The sequence below is a fragment of the Agreia sp. Leaf210 genome (assembly GCF_001421485.1).
Classification (GTDB): domain Bacteria; phylum Actinomycetota; class Actinomycetes; order Actinomycetales; family Microbacteriaceae; genus Agreia.
The window spans coordinates 314,761-331,916 of record NZ_LMKK01000004.1; the positions used below are offsets into that span (position 1 = coordinate 314,761).

The 17,156-nt window shown below is 66.2% G+C and carries 16 protein-coding genes and 1 pseudogene; 6 read left to right on the forward strand and 11 right to left on the reverse strand.

Annotated elements, in window-relative coordinates; all coding sequences use genetic code 11:
• Positions 1–75: 75 nt before the first annotated feature.
• Genes ASE64_RS16070 through ASE64_RS16080 form a run of 3 tightly spaced genes read right to left on the reverse strand, consistent with a single transcriptional unit; the run spans position 76 to position 2,028 of the window.
• On the reverse strand, positions 76–429 hold the full coding sequence (locus tag ASE64_RS16070) for a DUF202 domain-containing protein (RefSeq protein WP_055782856.1): 354 nt from the start codon (positions 427–429) through the stop codon (positions 76–78).
• Positions 426–821: a YidH family protein gene (locus tag ASE64_RS16075; protein WP_055782859.1), complete on the reverse strand. Its 396-nt coding sequence runs from the start codon at positions 819–821 to the stop codon at positions 426–428. The genes ASE64_RS16070 and ASE64_RS16075 overlap by 4 nt, the downstream gene beginning before the upstream one ends.
• Positions 811–2,028 carry a low temperature requirement protein A gene (locus tag ASE64_RS16080; protein ID WP_055782862.1) on the reverse strand — a complete coding sequence of 406 codons (1,218 nt, stop codon included), beginning with the start codon at positions 2,026–2,028 and terminating at the stop codon, positions 811–813. Before ASE64_RS16080 ends, ASE64_RS16075 begins: the two co-directional genes overlap by 11 nt.
• 134 nt (positions 2,029–2,162) lie before the next feature.
• Here ASE64_RS16080 and ASE64_RS16085 point away from each other — a divergent pair, with 134 nt between their 5' ends.
• A complete protein-coding gene (locus ASE64_RS16085) occupies positions 2,163–3,812 on the forward strand; it encodes an FAD-dependent oxidoreductase (RefSeq protein WP_055782866.1) in 1,650 nt (549 codons plus the stop codon).
• 19 nt (positions 3,813–3,831) lie between these two features.
• On the opposite strand, the gene ASE64_RS16090 is transcribed toward ASE64_RS16085, so the two are convergent.
• Positions 3,832–4,095: a hypothetical protein gene (locus ASE64_RS16090; protein ID WP_055783218.1), complete on the reverse strand. Its 264-nt coding sequence runs from the start codon at positions 4,093–4,095 to the stop codon at positions 3,832–3,834.
• Between the two features lie 174 nt (positions 4,096–4,269).
• On the opposite strand from ASE64_RS16090, the gene ASE64_RS16095 reads away from it, so the two are divergent.
• Entirely contained in the window at positions 4,270–5,139 is an 870-nt protein-coding gene (locus ASE64_RS16095; protein WP_055782869.1) for an aldo/keto reductase, read from the forward strand.
• 9 nt (positions 5,140–5,148) lie between these two features.
• Positions 5,149–6,027: a hypothetical protein gene (locus tag ASE64_RS16100; protein WP_055782872.1), complete on the forward strand. Its 879-nt coding sequence runs from the start codon at positions 5,149–5,151 to the stop codon at positions 6,025–6,027.
• A gap of 7 nt (positions 6,028–6,034) precedes the next feature.
• Here ASE64_RS16100 and dnaB read toward each other — a convergent pair whose 3' ends face one another.
• The 7 genes and pseudogenes from dnaB to ASE64_RS16135 form a co-directional block, all read right to left on the reverse strand.
• Positions 6,035–7,447: a replicative DNA helicase gene (gene dnaB, locus ASE64_RS16105; protein ID WP_055782875.1), complete on the reverse strand. Its 1,413-nt coding sequence runs from the start codon at positions 7,445–7,447 to the stop codon at positions 6,035–6,037.
• 413 nt (positions 7,448–7,860) lie between these two features.
• Entirely contained in the window at positions 7,861–8,313 is a 453-nt protein-coding gene (gene rplI, locus ASE64_RS16110) for a 50S ribosomal protein L9 (protein ID WP_055782878.1), read from the reverse strand.
• 9 nt (positions 8,314–8,322) lie between these two features.
• Positions 8,323–8,586: a 30S ribosomal protein S18 gene (gene rpsR, locus ASE64_RS16115; RefSeq protein WP_022895757.1), complete on the reverse strand. Its 264-nt coding sequence runs from the start codon at positions 8,584–8,586 to the stop codon at positions 8,323–8,325.
• Positions 8,587–8,627: 41 nt separating this feature from the next.
• A complete protein-coding gene (locus ASE64_RS16120; RefSeq protein ID WP_044440970.1) occupies positions 8,628–9,143 on the reverse strand; it encodes a single-stranded DNA-binding protein in 516 nt (171 codons plus the stop codon).
• Positions 9,144–9,287: 144 nt separating this feature from the next.
• Positions 9,288–9,638, reverse strand: a pseudogene (gene rpsF / locus ASE64_RS16125) (30S ribosomal protein S6); the annotation flags it as partial.
• Between the two features lie 153 nt (positions 9,639–9,791).
• A complete protein-coding gene (locus ASE64_RS16130; RefSeq protein ID WP_055782884.1) occupies positions 9,792–10,625 on the reverse strand; it encodes a siderophore-interacting protein in 834 nt (277 codons plus the stop codon).
• Positions 10,626–10,676: 51 nt separating this feature from the next.
• Positions 10,677–12,113 (reverse strand): CCA tRNA nucleotidyltransferase, encoded by a 1,437-nt coding sequence (locus ASE64_RS16135; RefSeq protein ID WP_055782886.1) that lies wholly within the window; start codon positions 12,111–12,113, stop codon positions 10,677–10,679.
• A 120-nt stretch (positions 12,114–12,233) separates the two neighbouring features.
• Here ASE64_RS16135 and ASE64_RS16140 point away from each other — a divergent pair, with 120 nt between their 5' ends.
• The 3 genes from ASE64_RS16140 to trxB all read left to right on the forward strand — a co-directional run bounded on the left by ASE64_RS16140 (position 12,234) and on the right by trxB (position 17,139).
• Positions 12,234–14,402, forward strand: a complete 2,169-nt coding sequence (locus ASE64_RS16140; RefSeq protein ID WP_156352022.1) for a DUF6049 family protein — start codon at positions 12,234–12,236, stop codon at positions 14,400–14,402.
• Positions 14,395–16,038: a murein biosynthesis integral membrane protein MurJ gene (gene murJ / locus ASE64_RS16145; RefSeq protein WP_235480664.1), complete on the forward strand. Its 1,644-nt coding sequence runs from the start codon at positions 14,395–14,397 to the stop codon at positions 16,036–16,038. Before ASE64_RS16140 ends, murJ begins: the two co-directional genes overlap by 8 nt.
• 123 nt (positions 16,039–16,161) lie before the next feature.
• Positions 16,162–17,139, forward strand: a complete 978-nt coding sequence (trxB, locus tag ASE64_RS16150) for a thioredoxin-disulfide reductase (RefSeq protein ID WP_055782895.1) — start codon at positions 16,162–16,164, stop codon at positions 17,137–17,139.
• Positions 17,140–17,156 lie beyond the last annotated feature (17 nt).

The window sequence follows — 17,156 nt, forward strand, 5'->3', positions numbered from 1 at the left end:
GCCCGCGTAAGAAGCCCCTACCCGCACGCGAGTTCGGCTCGTTCTTGGCGTTTGCGCTCAGCTCGTGCAGCTCAGTCAGCGCAGCATCGCGCCCGCCACCGCGAGCGCGCATCCGAGAACAGAGACGGCACAGACACACACCACGAGCATCGCGAGAGCAGACCAGGGCTGCGGTCGACGGTCCGTTTCAGACATGCGCGATCGAAACGGAGGAAGCATCGAAAAGACCACGATTCCGACGGCGACGGCGCCTGCGATGATCGCCACCGCCACGAAGCCTGATCGCACTGCCGTGAGACCGCAGACCACCGCGACCCCGGCCGTGGCTATCGCGGTGCGCCTCCAGGCCAGCGCGGTGCGTTCCGGTTGCAGCCCCGGGTCGCGCTCAGACCCATCGGAGCGCTTGCCAGCGCCGTCACGACCGCTCACCGCGCCAGGGCCTCGAACACCGCATACCCGGAGAAGACCAGCGCGAGTACGAGGATCCCCACTCCGACTCCGATGAGAATGCGGGGCGCCGGCAAGGGCAAGGCCAACCGCATCGCACGCTCCACGCGGCGCCAGCCGACGAGCGCAGACACCGCGACGAGACCGCCGCCCAGGCAGGCGAGGGCTGCCATGATGTCGACGAAGACCGGCAGGTCCGCGACACCCGCCAGAGTCGTCAGCGCGACGCCTCCGGCGACCAGGGCCAGACCTGTGCGCATCCACGCCAGCGCCGTGCGTTCGTTGGCCAACGAGAATCGCGCATCCGGTTCGTCGCCGACGCCGTAGACCGAACGGGGTCTGCGGTTGTCCTCGTCGCTTGTGTCAGGCGCCATGACGTACTCCCTCTTCGATGGTATTCAGCGCGCGTGATCGCTGCTGCAGAACGGTCACCGCGATGATCGCCGCCACGACGAGCGTGATGAGCAGTACGGTGACGCCGAACGAGACCGCCGGGGCGAGCAGAGGAATGAGCATCACGGCCCCGGCACCCACGAGACTGCTGGCGGGACGGATGGCGGTGTCCGACCCGAGCAGCGGCCGATAGAGCACCTGCATCGCGACCAAGAACACGGCCACGGGAATGGCGATCGAGTACGCCACGGTCGTGCTGTCGACATGGGCCTCGTGGCTCAGCGACTGCACCCCCACCTCGAGTCCGGCCCCCAGGGCCGCGAGCGCGGCGAAAACGAAGTAGTGCCCGAATCCCCAGATGAAGCTTCGCCGACGGCGCTTCTCGAGACCGTCGCCCGCCGGTTCGAGGTAGTACACCCACCAGATGCCGAAGAGCAGCGCGAGACCCGACGAGGCCAGCAGTACGAACTCGCCCGAGGCATCCCCGGCGGTGATGATGGCCTGCACGCCGACCGTGGCCGCGAGAACCGACTCGCCCAACAGGATGATCGTGAAGAGTCCGTATCGCTCGGCGATGTGGTGCGGGTGCCAGCGGATGTATCCGCGACGCTCCGCCCACAACGGCACGGCGAGCTCGCACGCGGCGAGAACGGCGAAGGTCGCGATCTGCGCGGCGACGGGCAACTCGGCCGCGATGAACAGGCGAGCGATCCACAGCGCCTGCACGACACTGATTCCCGCCGCGTAGCGCAGTGCGGTCGCCCTGCCTTCCGGGTCTTGGACAGCGGCGCGCAGCCACTGCGCGACGAGCGCGAGTCGCATGATGAAGTAGCCCACGGTGATGAGCAAGAAGTCGCCGTCGTTGAACGCCGCAGGAACTCCGGCCGCCAAGACGAGCACTCCGCCCATCTGCAGCATGGTCAGGAGGCGATACGGAACGTCGTCGGTGTCATAGGCGGAGGCGAACCAGGTGAAGGTGAGCCAGGCCCACCAGATCGCGAAGAACACCATGAAGAAGTTGGGCAGTTCCTCTGCGGCGTGACCGCCCTCGATGCCGTGCGCCAATTGGGTGACCACGGCCTGCACGGCAGCGACGAAGGTCAGGTCGAAAAGCAACTCGAGCGGGGTGGATGCGCGATGCTTCTCGTCGATGTCACGGTGCCGCATGCGAATCACAGGCAGGGTCATGATCCACAGCCTAGGGGCGGTCATTCGCCGAACGGATGCCTCTCGGGCAGAGCCGAATGACTTTTGAGTCGAGCGTGCACCCATTTCGACGAATCGATGACCACCGGCGGCCGGCGCCGCATTACGGTGGGCGTGTGACGACCGAGCCCAGCGCATCCAACCCTGTACTCACCGAGGCCCAGCTCATCCGGTTCCGCTCCTTCGGCGAGCCCGTCGAGGTCGTGGCGGGTGAAACGCTGTTCCGAGCCGGAGACCGCAGCTACGACCTCGTGCTGATCGACAGCGGCACGATCGACATCGTTCGCGAGGCCACGCGAGATGCCCCGGAGCTGATCGTCGCCCAGCACGGGCCGGGCCGATTCGTGGGAGAGCTCAATCTGCTCACCGGGCAGACCGTCTTTCTGACAGCACGGGTCACCTCGCCGGGAGTCATGCATCGCATCTCGCCCGAGAACTTCCGCCGCATCATGTCTGAAGATCCGGAGCTGTCGAGCATCCTCCTCCAGTCTTTCCAGGCGCGCCGGGCCATGCTGCGCGGAACGGCATCCCGCAGTATCGAGATCATCGGCAGCACTCTCTCGTCGGCCTCGCTCGCCCTGCGCACCTACGCGGCCCGTCTCGAGCTGGCGCACCACTGGTTCGATGCAGACGGCGCCGCCGGAATCGCACTCATGAAGTCTGCCGACGTGGAGGCATCCGATCTGCCCGTCGTCCTCCTCGGCTCCGAGGTGCTCACCCGGGCCACTCCCGGTCACCTCGCCGAACGGATCGGCCTGTCGTACGCGCGGCCGTCAGGCCAGCAGGTCGATCTCACGGTGATCGGCGCCGGGCCGGCCGGGCTCGCCGCGGCCGTGTACGGCGCATCCGAGGGTCTCGACACGGTGCTTCTGGATGCGACGGGCCCCGGCGGGCAGGCCGCCGCCAGTTCCCGAATCGAGAATTACCTGGGCTTTCCCAACGGCCTGAGCGGCTCGGAGCTCACGGGACTCGCCTCGGTGCAGGCTCTGAAGTTCGGAGCGCGCATCTACAGTCCCTGCACGGTCACTTCTCTCGACCCGACCTCCGAGCGGCTCCGTGTCGTTCTCGAAGATGGCACCGAGATCAATTCCCGCGCCGTCGTCATCGCCACGGGGGCTCACTACAAGGCCCTGCCGCTGCCGCGATGGTCGCACTTCGAGGGTGCCGGCATCTACTACGCCGCGACAGAACTGGAGGCACGCGAGGTCGCCGGCAAGCCCGTCACCGTGGTCGGGGGAGCGAACTCCGCCGGCCAGGCCACGCTGTTCCTCGCCAGCCGTGGGAGCACGGTTTGTCTGGTCATCCGAGGCACGGACATTCGCAAAGAGATGTCGAGCTACCTCGTCGACCGCCTTCTCGCCGACCCTCGCGTCACCGTGCACACATCGACCGAGGTGACAGCCCTCGACGGTCAAGACGCGCTCGAGGCGATCACCCTGACCAATCGCGAGACGGGTGCGACCTCCGAGCAGCCGAGCTCGGGCTTGTTCTGCTTCATCGGAGCGACACCCGCCACCGAGTGGCTTTCCGGTGTCGCCTCAGACGAGAACGGTTTTCTGCTCACCGACTCGCAGCTCGACCCGACCGCTCTCGGCGAGACATTCTCGGCTCTCGGGCGCGTGCCCCTGCCCTTCGAGACCAGCGTGCCCGCACTCTTCGCGGCCGGAGATGTGCGGCACGGGTCGATGAAGAGGGTGGCCGCCGCGGTGGGCGAGGGCGCGAGCGCCGTCGCATCCGTTCACCGTGCGATCGGCGTGCACCCCTAACCCCGGTCGAGGGGTGTCGTCAGCGCCCGTGCGTCGCCATGATCTGGTCGACGTCGATGCGCTCGAGCAGCGCGTCCCAGTCGAGCTCCCTCGCTGCGGCGGCTACCTCCGGCTCCGCGTAGGCCTTGCCATTGCGATGCACCACCACGCCCTTCGGGACGATGCGGTTCAATTCCGCGAGCACGGCGTCGTCGATCGCCTCGCTGTCGAAATCTGCACCGACCTCCGCGAAGTAGTCGGCCGAAACGGTGTACGAGACTGTTGCCACTTCTACTGCGGTCATGGTGACCTCCTTGAACGGTCCAGTGAGTCCAGGCATACGAAAGTGCTTCCAGTCTGTGCCCTCCCGGCCCGCAACGCGTCCTTTTTTCGTCGCGACAGCGTCGATTTCCGCGCGAGGCGAACACGGGCTAGCCGGGGCTACCTCGCCATCTGACACGGGCGTAGCGTTGGCCCAATGACATCGACAACGCTTCCCGCCCAGGCATCCGGAACCTTCGACCTCGGCGGAGACCTTCCCGTCACCCGACTCGGGTACGGCACCATGCAGCTGACCGGCGAAGGAGTATGGGGCTGGCCCTCCGATCCCGATGAGGCCGTGCGCGTACTGCGCCGCGCAGTCGAATTGGGCGTGAACTTCATCGACACGGCCGACTCCTACGGACCCGCCGTCGCCGAACCACTGATCGCCCAGGCACTTCGGCCGTACGCAGACGACCTCGTCATCGCGACGAAGGCCGGCCTCACGCGCTCGGGACCTGGTGACTGGCGCCCCGTCGGCCGCCCGGAGTACCTGCGTCAGCAGGCGGAGATGAGTCTGCGCATCCTCGGCGTCGACCGCATCGACCTCTTTCAGTTGCACCGTATCGACGCGAAGGTTCCGCTGGCCGACCAGATCGGCGAGCTCGCGCTGCTTCAGCAGGAGGGCAAGATCCGTCACATCGGCCTGAGCGAGATCTCCGTCAAAGAGCTGAAATCTGCCACCGAGTTCGCGACCATCGCCTCGGTGCAGAACCTGTACAACCTCGCCAATCGCCAGTCGGAGGAGCTGCTCGACTACGCGACAGAGCAGAACATCGCGTTCATCCCGTGGTTCCCGCTGGCGACCGGCGAGCTGGCGAAGGCAGGCGGGGTACTCGACGACATCGCCGCGAAGCACGACGCGACGCCCTCTCAGCTCGCGCTCGCCTGGCTGCTCAAGCGTTCGCCCGTACTGCTTCCGATTCCCGGCACCTCGTCGGTCGAGCACCTCGAGCAGAACATCGCCGGCGCCGAAGTTGAGCTCAGCGACGCCGAGTTCGACGAACTCTCCGCCCTGGCAGGCTAATCTCCACGCATGACACTTCCCACCGCTGACACGATCGTCACCTACCCGGCGGGAGACCTCACGTCGACCGGCACGGTGCTTCACACCGAAGCGCTGGATGCCGGTCGACGCGTGGTTGTGCTGGATGTCTCTGCCTGTCACCCCGTCGACTCCGCATGGCCCGACCAGCCGGCCGACCGCGCCGTACTGACGGTGAATGGTGTCGACCTCGACGTTCTCGACTGCGTCGTGGGCGCGACCGACGGCGACGCGCTCTACCTCGGTGGCGACGTTCCCGTGCGCAAGGGCACCGAGGGGTGGGCCTTCGTCACGACGCACATCGTCGACGATGCCCTCGCGACAGAGGCAGGTCTCATCGAGGGCTCCGAGGCATCCATCACGATCGATGCCGACTACCGGCACGCCCTTTCGGTCGGACACACGGCCTGCCACCTGGCGTCACTCGCGCTCAACGCGGAACTCGCCGGGTCGTGGAGCAAGGACGCATCGCTCGACGCTCTCGAGCACCCGAACTTCGACGCCCTGGCCATCGAGACGTCACGCATCCACGAGCGCGGCTCTCTCGACGCCTATCGCGTGGGCAAATCGCTGCGAAAGAAGGGGTTTGCGCCCGCCCGCCTGGCTGACGACCTCGGCGAGGTCGAGAGAGGCGTGGATGCGCGCCTCTCCGCGTGGGTGGCCTCGGGCGCTGCGGCCGCCATCCACCGAGACGGCGATCGTCTCACCGACCGTCGCTTCTGGACGACGACGCTCGACGGCCACCCGGTGAGCATCCCTTGCGGAGGGACCCACGTCGCGAGCCTCGCCGAGCTGAGCGACCCGCAGGTGACGCTGCACGCCCAACAGGGCGATGCCGCGCTGGAACTTCGGATGACGACCCGCGCCTGACCAGCGGCTACGCCTGCGGCATGTCCGCGAAGCGGGAGAAGTGACCGAGGAAGCTCGCCGTGATGGTGGCCGTGGGGCCGTTACGGTGCTTGGCCACGATGAAGTCGGCCTCGCCCGCACGCGGATTGTCTTTCTCGTAGGCACCCTCGCGGTGCAGCAGGATGACCATGTCGGCGTCTTGCTCGAGCGATCCCGATTCGCGGAGGTCGCTGATGGCGGGCTTCTTGTCGGCTCGCTGCTCGGGGCCACGGTTGAGCTGTGACAGCGCGATGACGGGAACCTGGAGCTCTTTCGCCATGAGCTTCAGGGCTCGCGAGAACTCGGAGACCTCTTGCTGGCGGCTCTCGACCTTCTTGCCGCTGGTCATGAGCTGCAGGTAGTCGATGACCACGAGCTTGAGGCCGACCTTCTGCTTGAGCCGACGGCACTTGGCACGGATCTCGACCAGCGTCATGTTGGGGCTGTCGTCGATGTAGAACGGCGCGTCGTTGATGGTCGAGCGGGTCGACGCGATCTTGGTCCAGTCCTGGCCGTTGACCTGGCCTTTACGCATGATCTGCAGGGGCACCGACGCCTCTGCCGACAGCAGACGCATGGCGATCTCGGCGCGACCCATTTCAAGAGAGAAGAAGATGGCCGGCATGTCGTGCTTGATGGAGGCGGCCCGGCAGAAGTCGAGCGCGAGCGTCGACTTACCGAGCGCAGGACGTGCCGCGACGATGATGAGCTGACCCGGGTGGAAGCCGTTGGTGAGGTTGTCGAGGTCTGTGAAGCCCGACGGAACGCCCGTCATCTGGCCGTCTTTGCCAGCCGCGGCCTCGATCTCATCAGTGGCCGCTGTGAGGGCGATCGTGAGCGGCACGTAGTCTTCGGTCTCGACGTTGCCATTCACGGCGTAGATCTCGGCCTGAGCGTTGTTCACGAGGTCCATGACCTCGCCCTCGCTGGCGTAGCCCATCTGCACGATGCGCGTGCCGGCCTCGACGAGGCGGCGCAGCACGGCCTTCTCGGAGACGATGTTGGCGTAGTAGCCCGCGTTCGCCGCGGTGGGAACCAGTCCGGTGAGCGTGTGGAGGTACTCCGCACCGCCGGCGCGGCTCAGTTCGCCGATCTTCGTGAGTTCGTCGGTGACCGCGATCACGTCGGTTGGCTCGCCGTGCGAATAGAGCGTGAGCACGGCGTCGAAGATGATCTCGTGCTTCGGAATGTAGAAGTCGGCTCCGCGGACGACCTCGACGACGTCTGCGACAGCGTCTTTGCTCAGCAGCATGCCACCGAGGGCGCTCTGCTCGGCGAGCAGATCGTGGGGAGGGGTGCGATCGCCGCGCGAGTCTGCCCGCCATTCGCCCGCACCACCGGCGGCGTTGCCGCCGCGCTGGCCGTCGCTGGGGCCGGACAGTCCGAGATGGGCTATCGACACGGGTCCTCCTTCGTCTGCGCTCGCGCGCAGGATCGTTCTGTGACAGTTGTACCCGCCCCATCCGACATCCCCAACAGGGCCTGTGGATAACCATGTGGACAGTTGGGGAGAAACGCCGGAAGGTCTGGGGGCAAACTGTGGAAACTATTGTGGAAAGTGATGTGAGTTTGCGCTTGTAAAATCTGTCTGATCAGGAGTTATGACGTTTCCACAACCGTGGATAAATACATCCTTCGAGCACAGCTTGAGAGTTTCGATTTGACATTTGGCCTGTGCATAAAGTCGGGCCATTCTTACCCCCGAAGTGGGTCTGGCCCCGGCTTCTCACACTGGTGGTGAAACGACGAATGGCGGTGGAATCATCCACCGCCATTCGTTGTGCGCTCGAGAGAGCGCGGTGTTGCTGAAGGGTGTTACTTCGCTGCGACCACGTTCAACGTGATCGTCGCGACCAGGTCGTCGCGTAGCTTGACCGTGGCCTCGTGGGTGCCGGTGAGCTTGATCGCCTGGTTGATCTCGATCTTCTTCTTGTCGAGCGAGCCGAGTCCCTGAGCCGACACCGCGTCAGCGATGTCGGAGGTCTTGACCGAGCCGAACAGGCGTCCGCCTTCGCCGGCCTTGACGGTCAGCTTGACGGTCGCGGCCTCGAGAACCTGCTTGAGGTGCTGAGCCTCTTCGATCGTGGCGTGCTCGCGTGAGACGCGGGCTGCCTTGATCTGCTCGACCTGCTTCTCGCCACCACGGCTCCACGTGACCGCGAAACCCTGGGGGATCAGGTAGTTGCGAGCGAAGCCGTTCTTGACCTCGACCACGTCACCCGCTGAACCGAGGCCGGAGACCTCGTGCGTGAGAATGAGTTTTGACATGTCGGTTCCTTACCTGCCCGAGCCGGCGTAAGGCAGAAGAGCCATTTCGCGGGCGTTCTTGACGGCACGGGCGATGAGGCGCTGCTCCTGGACGGAGACTCCCGTGATGCGACGAGCGCGGATCTTTCCACGCTCCGAGATGAACTTGCGGAGAGTTGCGACATCTTTGTAGTCGATGACGCCGACGCGAATGGACTTCGCGGGAGCTGCGTTCTTGGCGCCCTTGGCACCACGCAGCGGCTTGCGGCGGTCGCCGCTTGACTTTCCAGCCATTTTTATCTGCTTTCAGATGAGTTCTATGAAGAACGAAGTTGTTAGAAGGGGGTGTCGTCGCTGAAGTTGCCCGGCGTGTTCCACACGTCGGCTCCAGCTCCGGCAGCCGGCTGCGCGGGCGCCGAAGCAGCCCACGGCTCGTCGTTTCCACCGCTCGGTCCACCGACCTGGCCGCCGCCCTGGCGTGCGCCCCCGGCTGCCCGGGTGACACTCGCAGTGGCATAGCGCAGGCTGGGGCCGATCTCGTCGATCTCGAGCTCGATCGAGGTGCGCTTTTCGCCCTCTTTCGTCTCGTAGGAACGCTGGCGCAGGCGGCCGGTCGCGACGACGCGGCTTCCCTTGGTCAGCGATCCGGCGACGTGCTCGGCGAATTCACGCCACACGCTCGCGCGCAGGAACAGAGCCTCGCCATCTTTCCAGTCGTTCGCGGCACGATCGAACGTGCGCGGCGTGGATGCGATGGTGAAGTTGGCAACCGCCAGCCCGCCCTGCGTGTAACGCAGTTCAGGATCGCTGGTGAGGTTGCCCACCACGGTGATTACGGTTTCGCCAGCCATGATCGACTACTTGGCGGACTCGTCGTCGGCGGCCGGAGCGGCAGCCTTGGGAGCGGCGGGAGCCTTCGCGGCAGCAGCGACCTTCGACGCGGCGCTCGGCGCGGCCTTGGCGGCAGCAGGAGCAGCGGCGGAAGCCTCGGCGGGAGCAGCAGCGGCCTTCGGGTTGGCAGCCTTGCGGGCGGCCTTCTCGGCGGCGAGCTTGTCGGCGGTGGCGACCATAGCGATGGCCTCCTCGGCACGCAGCACCTTGGTGCGCATGACGGCCTCCGACAGCTTCAGCTGGCGGTCGAGCTCCTTGGTCGAGTCTGCGCTTGCGGTCAGGTTGACCACCGCGTAGATGCCTTCGGTCTTCTTGTTGATCTCGTAGGCCAGGCGACGGCGTCCCCAGATGTCGACACTGTCGACGGTGCCGCCATCCTTACGGATGACGTTGAGGAATTTGTCGAGACTGGGGGCCACGGTGCGCTCATCGATTTCAGGATCGAGGATCACCATGAGTTCGTACTGATGCGTCACAAACCCACCTCCTTCGGACTAGTTCGGTCACAGACGGTCTGTGACAGGAGGGTGTATCTGCATCGGCCCGCCACCGCGTAGGAGATTCCCACTGGTAACGGACAACCTTGGAAGCTTAGCAGAACCGCCTGATCAGTGGTGGGTGGCCTTCCAGTACCCGCAGAACATGATGTTGTCCTTCGGCACCCCGGTGGCGATCCAGTATCGGCGGGCGCCCGCGACGAGCGCCGATTCGCCCACGGTCCAGGCGAAGCACCGCTCGCCGAGCGGCGGCAGGGCCTCGGCCGCCGCCAGAACGGCACGGCCCGGCGTCGCCTGCGCATCCGGCCGCACGACGAACCGCACGTCGACCTTGGGCGGGCCCACCAGATCTTGGATGTCGTCGGCCGTCGGCACCTCGATCAGTGCGATGCCGACGGTGCCGGCCGGCAGAGACGCCAGAACGCCGGCGACCGCGGGCAGCCCCGTCTCGTCGGCGACGAGCAGCACGCTGTCGGTCTCGGCGGGCTGCACGAAGCCGATGCCCTCGTCGAGGATCGCGACCGCATCGCCCGGCTCGCAGCGGGCTGCCCAGCTCGCCGCGGGTCCGGCCGTTCCCGCGGCCGCATCGCCATGCAGCACGAAATCGACGTCGAGCTCGGGGCCGTCGGCACCCACCTCTCTATATGCGCGCACTGTGTAGTTGCGCAGCACGGGGCGACGCGTCTTCGAGATCGTCAGGTATCTGGCGTACGAGAGGGTGTTGAGCTTCTTGGGCAGTCGCGACAGCGTCTCTTCGTCGGCGATCGGAATGAAGAGGCGGAACCACTGGTCGAACCCCATCGGTACGAACTTCGCGATGTCGCCCGCCCCGAGTGTGACCCTGGCCATGCTCGGCGTGATCACCTGACGGCGGAGGACATGCAGCGTCAGCAGTTCGGAGTCCTGAGGTTTGATCCGGCGGGCTGTCTCGGTGCTCTTCGCCATGCTCGCGGTACTCGTCTCGACTCGGGGGAGGGGTAGAGAAGAAAGGGTACCCTAACTTGTTTGCCGAGCGGCCCACCACTCGAGCAGGCGCCGGGTGGCCTCCTCTTCGCCGAGGGGTCCGTCATCGAGACGCATCTCGAGCAGAAAACGGTACGCCTCGCCCACGTCGCGCCCCGGTCTGATGCCGAGGATGCCCATGATCTGCTCGCCGTCGAGATCGGGCCGCGCGGCCTGCATCTCCTCTTGTTCGGTGAGCTCGGCGATGCGCGTCTCGAGGTCGTCGTACGCGAACGACAGCATGTGCGACTTGCGGGTGTTGCGCGTGGTCACATCGGCCCGGGTGAGGATGTGCAGGCGCTCGAGCATGGGACCCGCGTCCCGCACGTAGCGACGCACGGCGGAGTCGGTCCAGGCGCCTTCGGTGTAGCCGAAGAAGCGCAGATGCAGCTCGATGAGACGAGCCACATGAGAGATGGTGTCGTTGTCGAACCGCAGCTCTCGCAGTCGCTTCTTCGCGATCTTCGATCCCACCACATCATGGTGATAGAAGGTCACCACGCCGCCCGGCTCCAGGCGTCGCGTGGCCGGCTTGCCGATGTCGTGCATCAGAGCAGCCAGGCGGAGCACCAGATCGGGTCCCTCGAACGAGTCGCGCGACTCCTCGAGCTCGATCGCCTGATCGAGCACGGTGAGGCTGTGCTGATAGACGTCTTTATGGTGGTGGTGCTCGTCGCGCTCGAGTCGCAGCGCCGGGATCTCCGGCATCACGAGCTCGGCCAGCCCGGTCTCGACGAGCAGCTCGACACCCCGACGCGGGGTCGGCGTCAGCAGCAGCTTCGAGAACTCGTCGCGGATGCGCTCCGCCGAGATGATCGAGAGCGATCCGCCCATGGTGCCCAGGGCATCCAGCGTCTCGGCATCGAGATCGAAACCGAGTTGGGCAGAGAACCGGATGGCGCGCAGCATGCGCAGAGGGTCGTCGCCGAACGAGATGGCCGGCGTCGACGGCGTGCGCAGGATGCCGGCGAGCAGGTCTTCGACGCCGCCCGACGGATCGACCAGAACGAGTTCGGGCAGGCGGAGCGCGAGCGCGTTGACCGTGAAATCACGGCGAGAGAGATCGACCTCGAGGCTGTCGCCGAACGCCACGATGGGCTTGCGGGTCTGCTGGTCGTAGCTGTCGGAGCGGTAGGTCGTGATCTCGACCTGCTCGCCATCGATGACGGCGCCGATCGTTCCGAAGTCGCGGCCGATGTCCCACGTGCTCTTCGTGAGAGTCGACACGACGGCGAGGATCTCGTCGGGTGTGGCATTCGTCGTGAAGTCGAGGTCTTTCGCCTCTCGGCCGAGGAACGCATCTCTGACGGGACCGCCGACGAGGGCCAATTCAAAGCCCGCCTTGCTGAAGGCCGCTGCGAGGGGCGCTACGGGCGACGACTCGCTGAGAGCGCGCAGCCGAACCATGGATTCTTGAACCGTTCGCTGCATGCCGACAGTTTACCGAGGCGCGCGTTGGGGCTGCTGGCAGAGCGGCCTCCCATGCTTTCAGGCTGCGCAACCTAGAATCTACGCGAGGCCGCATCTCATGCGTCTTCGACGAGAGCACCTATGAAACAGCCTTCCTCCCGACGCCTGCGCGCCCTCCCCGCCCTCCTGGGCCTTGGAGTGGTGGCATCGTCGACGCTCGGAATCGCGCCCGTCGTCGCGCCGGCCAGCGCAGCCGGCGAGCCGGTGCAGCTGGTTCTCGCGCCGGCCAACGGGGGAGTGGCGCAGCCCGGCGCCGACATCACCGTCACCGCAGAGGTCACCAATACGGGCTCCTCCATCATCGATGCGTCGACACTGCAGATCGCCCTCGACCGCGAGGTCATCTCCACTCGCGCCGGGCTGGCCGAATGGCTCACCCCTCCCACCGCCGAGTCGACCGTCGACTCCGATGCCATCATCACCACCGTCGCCGTTCCCGCGCTGCAGCCCGGCGACGAGCACATCGTGCAGGCGGTGATCCCCGCTGCCGACGTCACGCTCCGCGACTGGGGCGTTCGCGGCCTCACCGGCACCGTCGAGCGACCGGACGGCACCGAGTCGGTTGCCCACTCGTCGATCGTCTACAACGGCCGAGGCTCGCCCGACCGCACCCCGGTGGCCGTCGCTATCCCCATCACCACGCAACCCGGTCAGACGGGATTGATTCCGGAGGCCACGCTCGCCACCATCACGGCCGACAACGGCTTGCTGACCCGCGAACTCGACTCGGTGATCGGCCGGCCGGTCGGCATCCTGATCGACCCCCGCATCATCGTGTCGATCCGAGCCCTCGGATCAGGCGCTCCGGCGAGCGCCACCGCATGGCTCGATCGTCTGAAGGACGCGTCGAACCCCATATACCCGCTCAGCTATGCAGACGCGGATCTGGCCGCGATGAGCCAGGCGGGCGCGCCGCAGGTCCTCGCTCCCACCTCGTTCGACTATGCCCTCGATCCGGCGAACTTCACGGATACCACTCCTCCGGAGCCGAGCCCCACACCGGTCGCCGGCACGGCCGCGGTCGACCCGGGCAACGACACGACCGAAACACCGACACCCAGCCCGAGCCCCACACCGGATGCCGTGCCCGACACGAGCGCTCTGCTCGCCTGGAATTACACCGGCACGTCGATCGCGTGGCCCCGCGACAACACGGTCGCCCCCAACGACGTGCCCTACTTCGCGGGCAACGGACTCACGACCTCGATTCTCTCGTCGACGAACGTCGCACTGGCGTCGGGGGAGCCATCCGCCGGAGTCGTCCGCTCGGGTGACAGCACCGTTCTGGTCTCGGATGACACGGTCTCGCGGGCCCTGCGCGACGCTGCGGGCGCCCTCACGCCGACAGACAGGCAACGCTCGCTGTCTGACCTCGCCTCGAGCCTCGCCGTCGTCAGCAGCGAAGACGAGGACGCGCCGCAGCCCATCCTGGCCACGCTCGATCGCGCGGCGCCCGCCGACGGAACTGCGCTGGCCGACGCACTGGCCTCACTCGACTCGCTCACCTGGTCGTCATCGACGTCGTTCGACGGCTTCGCCGCGCAGGCGCCCACTGAAGAGGCCACCGTCGTCGATCAGCCCGAGCCCGCAGAACGGATCGGCCCCGTCGCCGACATGCTCGCATCCGAGAACCAGGTGGCCGCGTTCTCGAGCATCATCGCCGACCCCCGAGACCTGCTCGGCGAGAACCGCGCCAACATCCTGTCGCTGCTGGCCAACTCGTGGGCCGCGAACTCGGGCGGCTGGAACGTGGCCGTGCAGTCCCAGGCCGCCACCGCGGCATCCACCCTCGCCTCGGTGAAGATCGTGCCGGGGTCGCCCATCGGTCTGTATGGAAACACCGGGCCTCTGCCCGTGCTCGTCGAGAACACCCTCCCGTATCCGGTCACCGTCACCCTGCGGCTCGCTCCCAGCAACTTCCGACTCGTCGTACAGAACGAGATCACGATCACCGTCGAGGCGGCCTCGAGCAAGCAGGCCAAGGTGCCCATGACGCGGGTCACCAACGGCGATACGAGCGTTCGGATCGACCTGGTCACCCCGACCGGCGTCCCCATCTCCAGCGCGCCCACCATCGTTCCGGTGAATGTGGCGGCCGACTTCGAGGTCGCGGGTTCGTGGCTCGTGGGCAGCGTCGTGGCGCTGCTCCTGGTCTTCGCCGCCATCCGACTGTTCTTGAAGCGCCGACACGGTCGGCGGGCGCCCGCAGAGGGCGATGCCGCCGAGATCATCGAGGAGCCACGTGGCTGACACTCCCACCAAGCCCGGACCGAATCTGGGCCGAGCGAGCGCGATTCTGGCCTCGGGAACGACCGTGTCCCGCGTCCTGGGGTTCGTGAAGGCGTTCGTCCTCATCCAGACCATCGGCACGATCGGTCTCGGAACCGACGCGTTCACCATCGCGAACCAGCTGCCGAACACGATCTTCGTGATCGTGGCGGGCGGCATGCTCAACGCGATCCTCGTGCCGCAGATCGTGAGAGCCGCTCGTCACGCCGACGGGGGAGCGGGCTATATCAACAAGCTCGTCACAGTGGCTTTCGTCGTGCTCGGTGTCGCCACCCTGATCGCCACACTGCTCGCGCCCGTGCTCATCACGATCGTGGCGAACCCCTCCTCGAGCGGCCAGTTTGCGTTGGCCACCGCCTTCGCCTACTGGTGCCTGCCTCAGATCTTCTTCTACGGCGTCTACTCGGTGCTGAGCGAGGTGCTCAACGCACGCAACTCGTTCGGACCGTTCACCTGGACGCCGGTTCTCAACAACATCGTGGCGATCCTCGGGCTCGTCGCATTCAACGTGGCATTCGCACCCAACGCGATGAACGTCGGCGACCTCGACTGGTGGACGCCGGACAAGGTCGCCGTTCTCGCAGGAACCGCGACCATCGGTGTGGCCGTACAGGCCCTCGTTCTCTTCTTCTTCTGGCGCCGCGTGGGGCTGCGCTATCGACCCGACTTCCGGTGGCGCGGCGTCGGACTCGGCACGGCGGGAAAGCTCGCTGGCTGGACCTTCGGCATGCTCATGGTCACCCAGCTCGCCGGCATCGTCGAGACGCGTGTCGTGGTCACGGCCTCGGGAGACGACGCGTCGACCACGGTCCTCTCGACCGCCTGGCTCATCTTCATGCTGCCGCACTCGATCGTCGCTGTATCCATCGCAACCGCCTATTTCACTCGCATGAGCGAACATGCAGCGGAGGGCGACCTCGTACGGGTGCGCCGCGACCTGTCCGCGTCCATTCGCGTGATCTCAGTGCTCATGGTGCTGGCGACGATGGTGCTGATCGTCGTCGCGTACCCGTTCAGTGGCCTGTTCAACAAGTTCGACTACTCGGACACGATCGCCATGGGCAACGTGCTCATCGCGTTCCTCGTGGGACTCCCCGCGTTCAGCATCCTGTTCGTGGTGCTCCGCGCGTTCTACGCGCTCGGTGACACGAGAACCCCCTTCTTCATCACCCTGTTCCAGGCCGTGATCTTCTCTCTGGGTGCCCTGGGCGTTCTCCTCCTCGTTCCGAAGGAGTTCATCGGCGTCGGCGTGGCACTCGCCCTCTCCGGGGCCGGCATCCTTCAGGCGATTCTGGCGGCCGTCCTCATCCGGCGTCGACTCGGCGGGCTCGGTGGAGCCACAGTCGGCAAGAGCCTCACTCGCGACGTCGCTGCTCTGCTCCCCGCCACCGTCGCCGGGGTCGTTCTCGCCATCGTCTTCGGCTTCGCGAACGACGGCGGCTACGGAGTGAGCGGCTACGTCGGCGTGCTCACCTCGATGATCGTGATCGGCCTCGTCATGTCGCTGCTCTACCTCGGCGCCCTGCGACTTCTGAAGTCGCCCGAACTCAGCGACGCGCTCACGCCGTTGCTCGCGCGTCTTCGCCGTTCCTCCTAGTTTGCGGTCAGCATTCCGCCGTCCCCTGACGGCGGAATATCCGCGGAATAGGATGTGTTGTACCCGTTCGTGAGGGCCTTTCCGGGCCGTCTCGCGACACCCTTCCAAGGAGCTGACACGCACGTGCGCGACATCATCATCATCGGATCCGGTCCTGCCGGATACACCGCGGCCATCTACGCTGCCCGGGCGGGGCTCAACCCGCTTCTGATCGCCTCGAGTGTCGAGGCCGGCGGCGAGTTGATGAAGACCACCGACGTCGAGAACTTTCCCGGATTCCCCGAGGGCATCCAGGGCCCCGAGCTCATGGGCAAGCTCCAGGAGCAGGCAGAGAAGTTCGGCACCGAGGTGCTGCTCGACGACGTCACGAGCGTCGACCTGACGGGCGACATCAAGAAGGTCAGCACCGGATACAGCGGTGACCAGGAGGCCCTCGCGGTCATCTTCGCCACAGGCTCGGCCTACCGCAAGCTCGGCATCGCCGACGAAGAACGCCTGAGCGGCCGCGGCGTCTCGTGGTGTGCCACCTGCGACGGCTTCTTCTTCAAGACCAAGACCATCGCCGTCATCGGCGGCGGCGACTCGGCCATGGAGGAGGCGACCTTCCTCACCCGCTTCGCCGACAAGGTCTACCTCGTGCACCGCAAAGACACGTTCCGCGCATCAAAGATCATGCAGCAGCGTGCGTTCGACAACGAGAAGATCGAGGTCGTCTGGAACTCCGAGGTCGTCGGCATCTCCGGTGAGAACGCGGTCGAGGCCCTGACCCTGCGCGACACGGTCTCGGGAGAGCAGCGCGAACTCGAGGTTCAGGGTCTGTTCGTCGCAATTGGCAACGACCCGCGCGTGCACCTCGTTCACGGCCAGCTCGAGCTCACGGCATCCGGAACCATCGCCGTCGACGGCCGCAGCTCGAAGACCAACCTCACCGGCGTGTTCGCTGCCGGCGACGTCGTCGACGACACCTATCGCCAGGCTGTCACGGCCGCCGCATCCGGCACCGTCGCCGCTCTGGATGCGGAGCACTACCTCGCGGGTTTAGCCCAAGCGGCTCACGTCACTCCTGACGCCGCCGCAGAAGAACTCATCCCCGTCAACTAGTTTTCCCCTCTCAAAGA

What these genes read in the sequence shown, in the direction of transcription:
- ASE64_RS16100 (WP_055782872.1), top strand. Translation starts at nt 5,149, where the DNA reads ATGACACTTCCCACCGCTGACACGATCGTCACCTACCCGGCGGGAGAC.
- rpsR (WP_022895757.1), bottom strand. Translation starts at nt 8,586, where the DNA reads ATGGCTGGAAAGTCAAGCGGCGACCGCCGCAAGCCGCTGCGTGGTGCC.
- ASE64_RS16120 (WP_044440970.1), bottom strand. Translation starts at nt 9,143, where the DNA reads ATGGCTGGCGAAACCGTAATCACCGTGGTGGGCAACCTCACCAGCGAT.
- ASE64_RS16135 (WP_055782886.1), bottom strand. Translation starts at nt 12,113, where the DNA reads ATGCAGCGAACGGTTCAAGAATCCATGGTTCGGCTGCGCGCTCTCAGC.
- ASE64_RS16075 (WP_055782859.1), bottom strand. Translation starts at nt 821, where the DNA reads ATGGCGCCTGACACAAGCGACGAGGACAACCGCAGACCCCGTTCGGTC.
- rplI (WP_055782878.1), bottom strand. Translation starts at nt 8,313, where the DNA reads ATGTCAAAACTCATTCTCACGCACGAGGTCTCCGGCCTCGGTTCAGCG.
- ASE64_RS16095 (WP_055782869.1), top strand. Translation starts at nt 4,270, where the DNA reads ATGACATCGACAACGCTTCCCGCCCAGGCATCCGGAACCTTCGACCTC.
- ASE64_RS16130 (WP_055782884.1), bottom strand. Translation starts at nt 10,625, where the DNA reads ATGGCGAAGAGCACCGAGACAGCCCGCCGGATCAAACCTCAGGACTCC.
- ASE64_RS16080 (WP_055782862.1), bottom strand. Translation starts at nt 2,028, where the DNA reads ATGACCCTGCCTGTGATTCGCATGCGGCACCGTGACATCGACGAGAAG.
- ASE64_RS16140 (WP_156352022.1), top strand. Translation starts at nt 12,234, where the DNA reads ATGAAACAGCCTTCCTCCCGACGCCTGCGCGCCCTCCCCGCCCTCCTG.
- ASE64_RS16090 (WP_055783218.1), bottom strand. Translation starts at nt 4,095, where the DNA reads ATGACCGCAGTAGAAGTGGCAACAGTCTCGTACACCGTTTCGGCCGAC.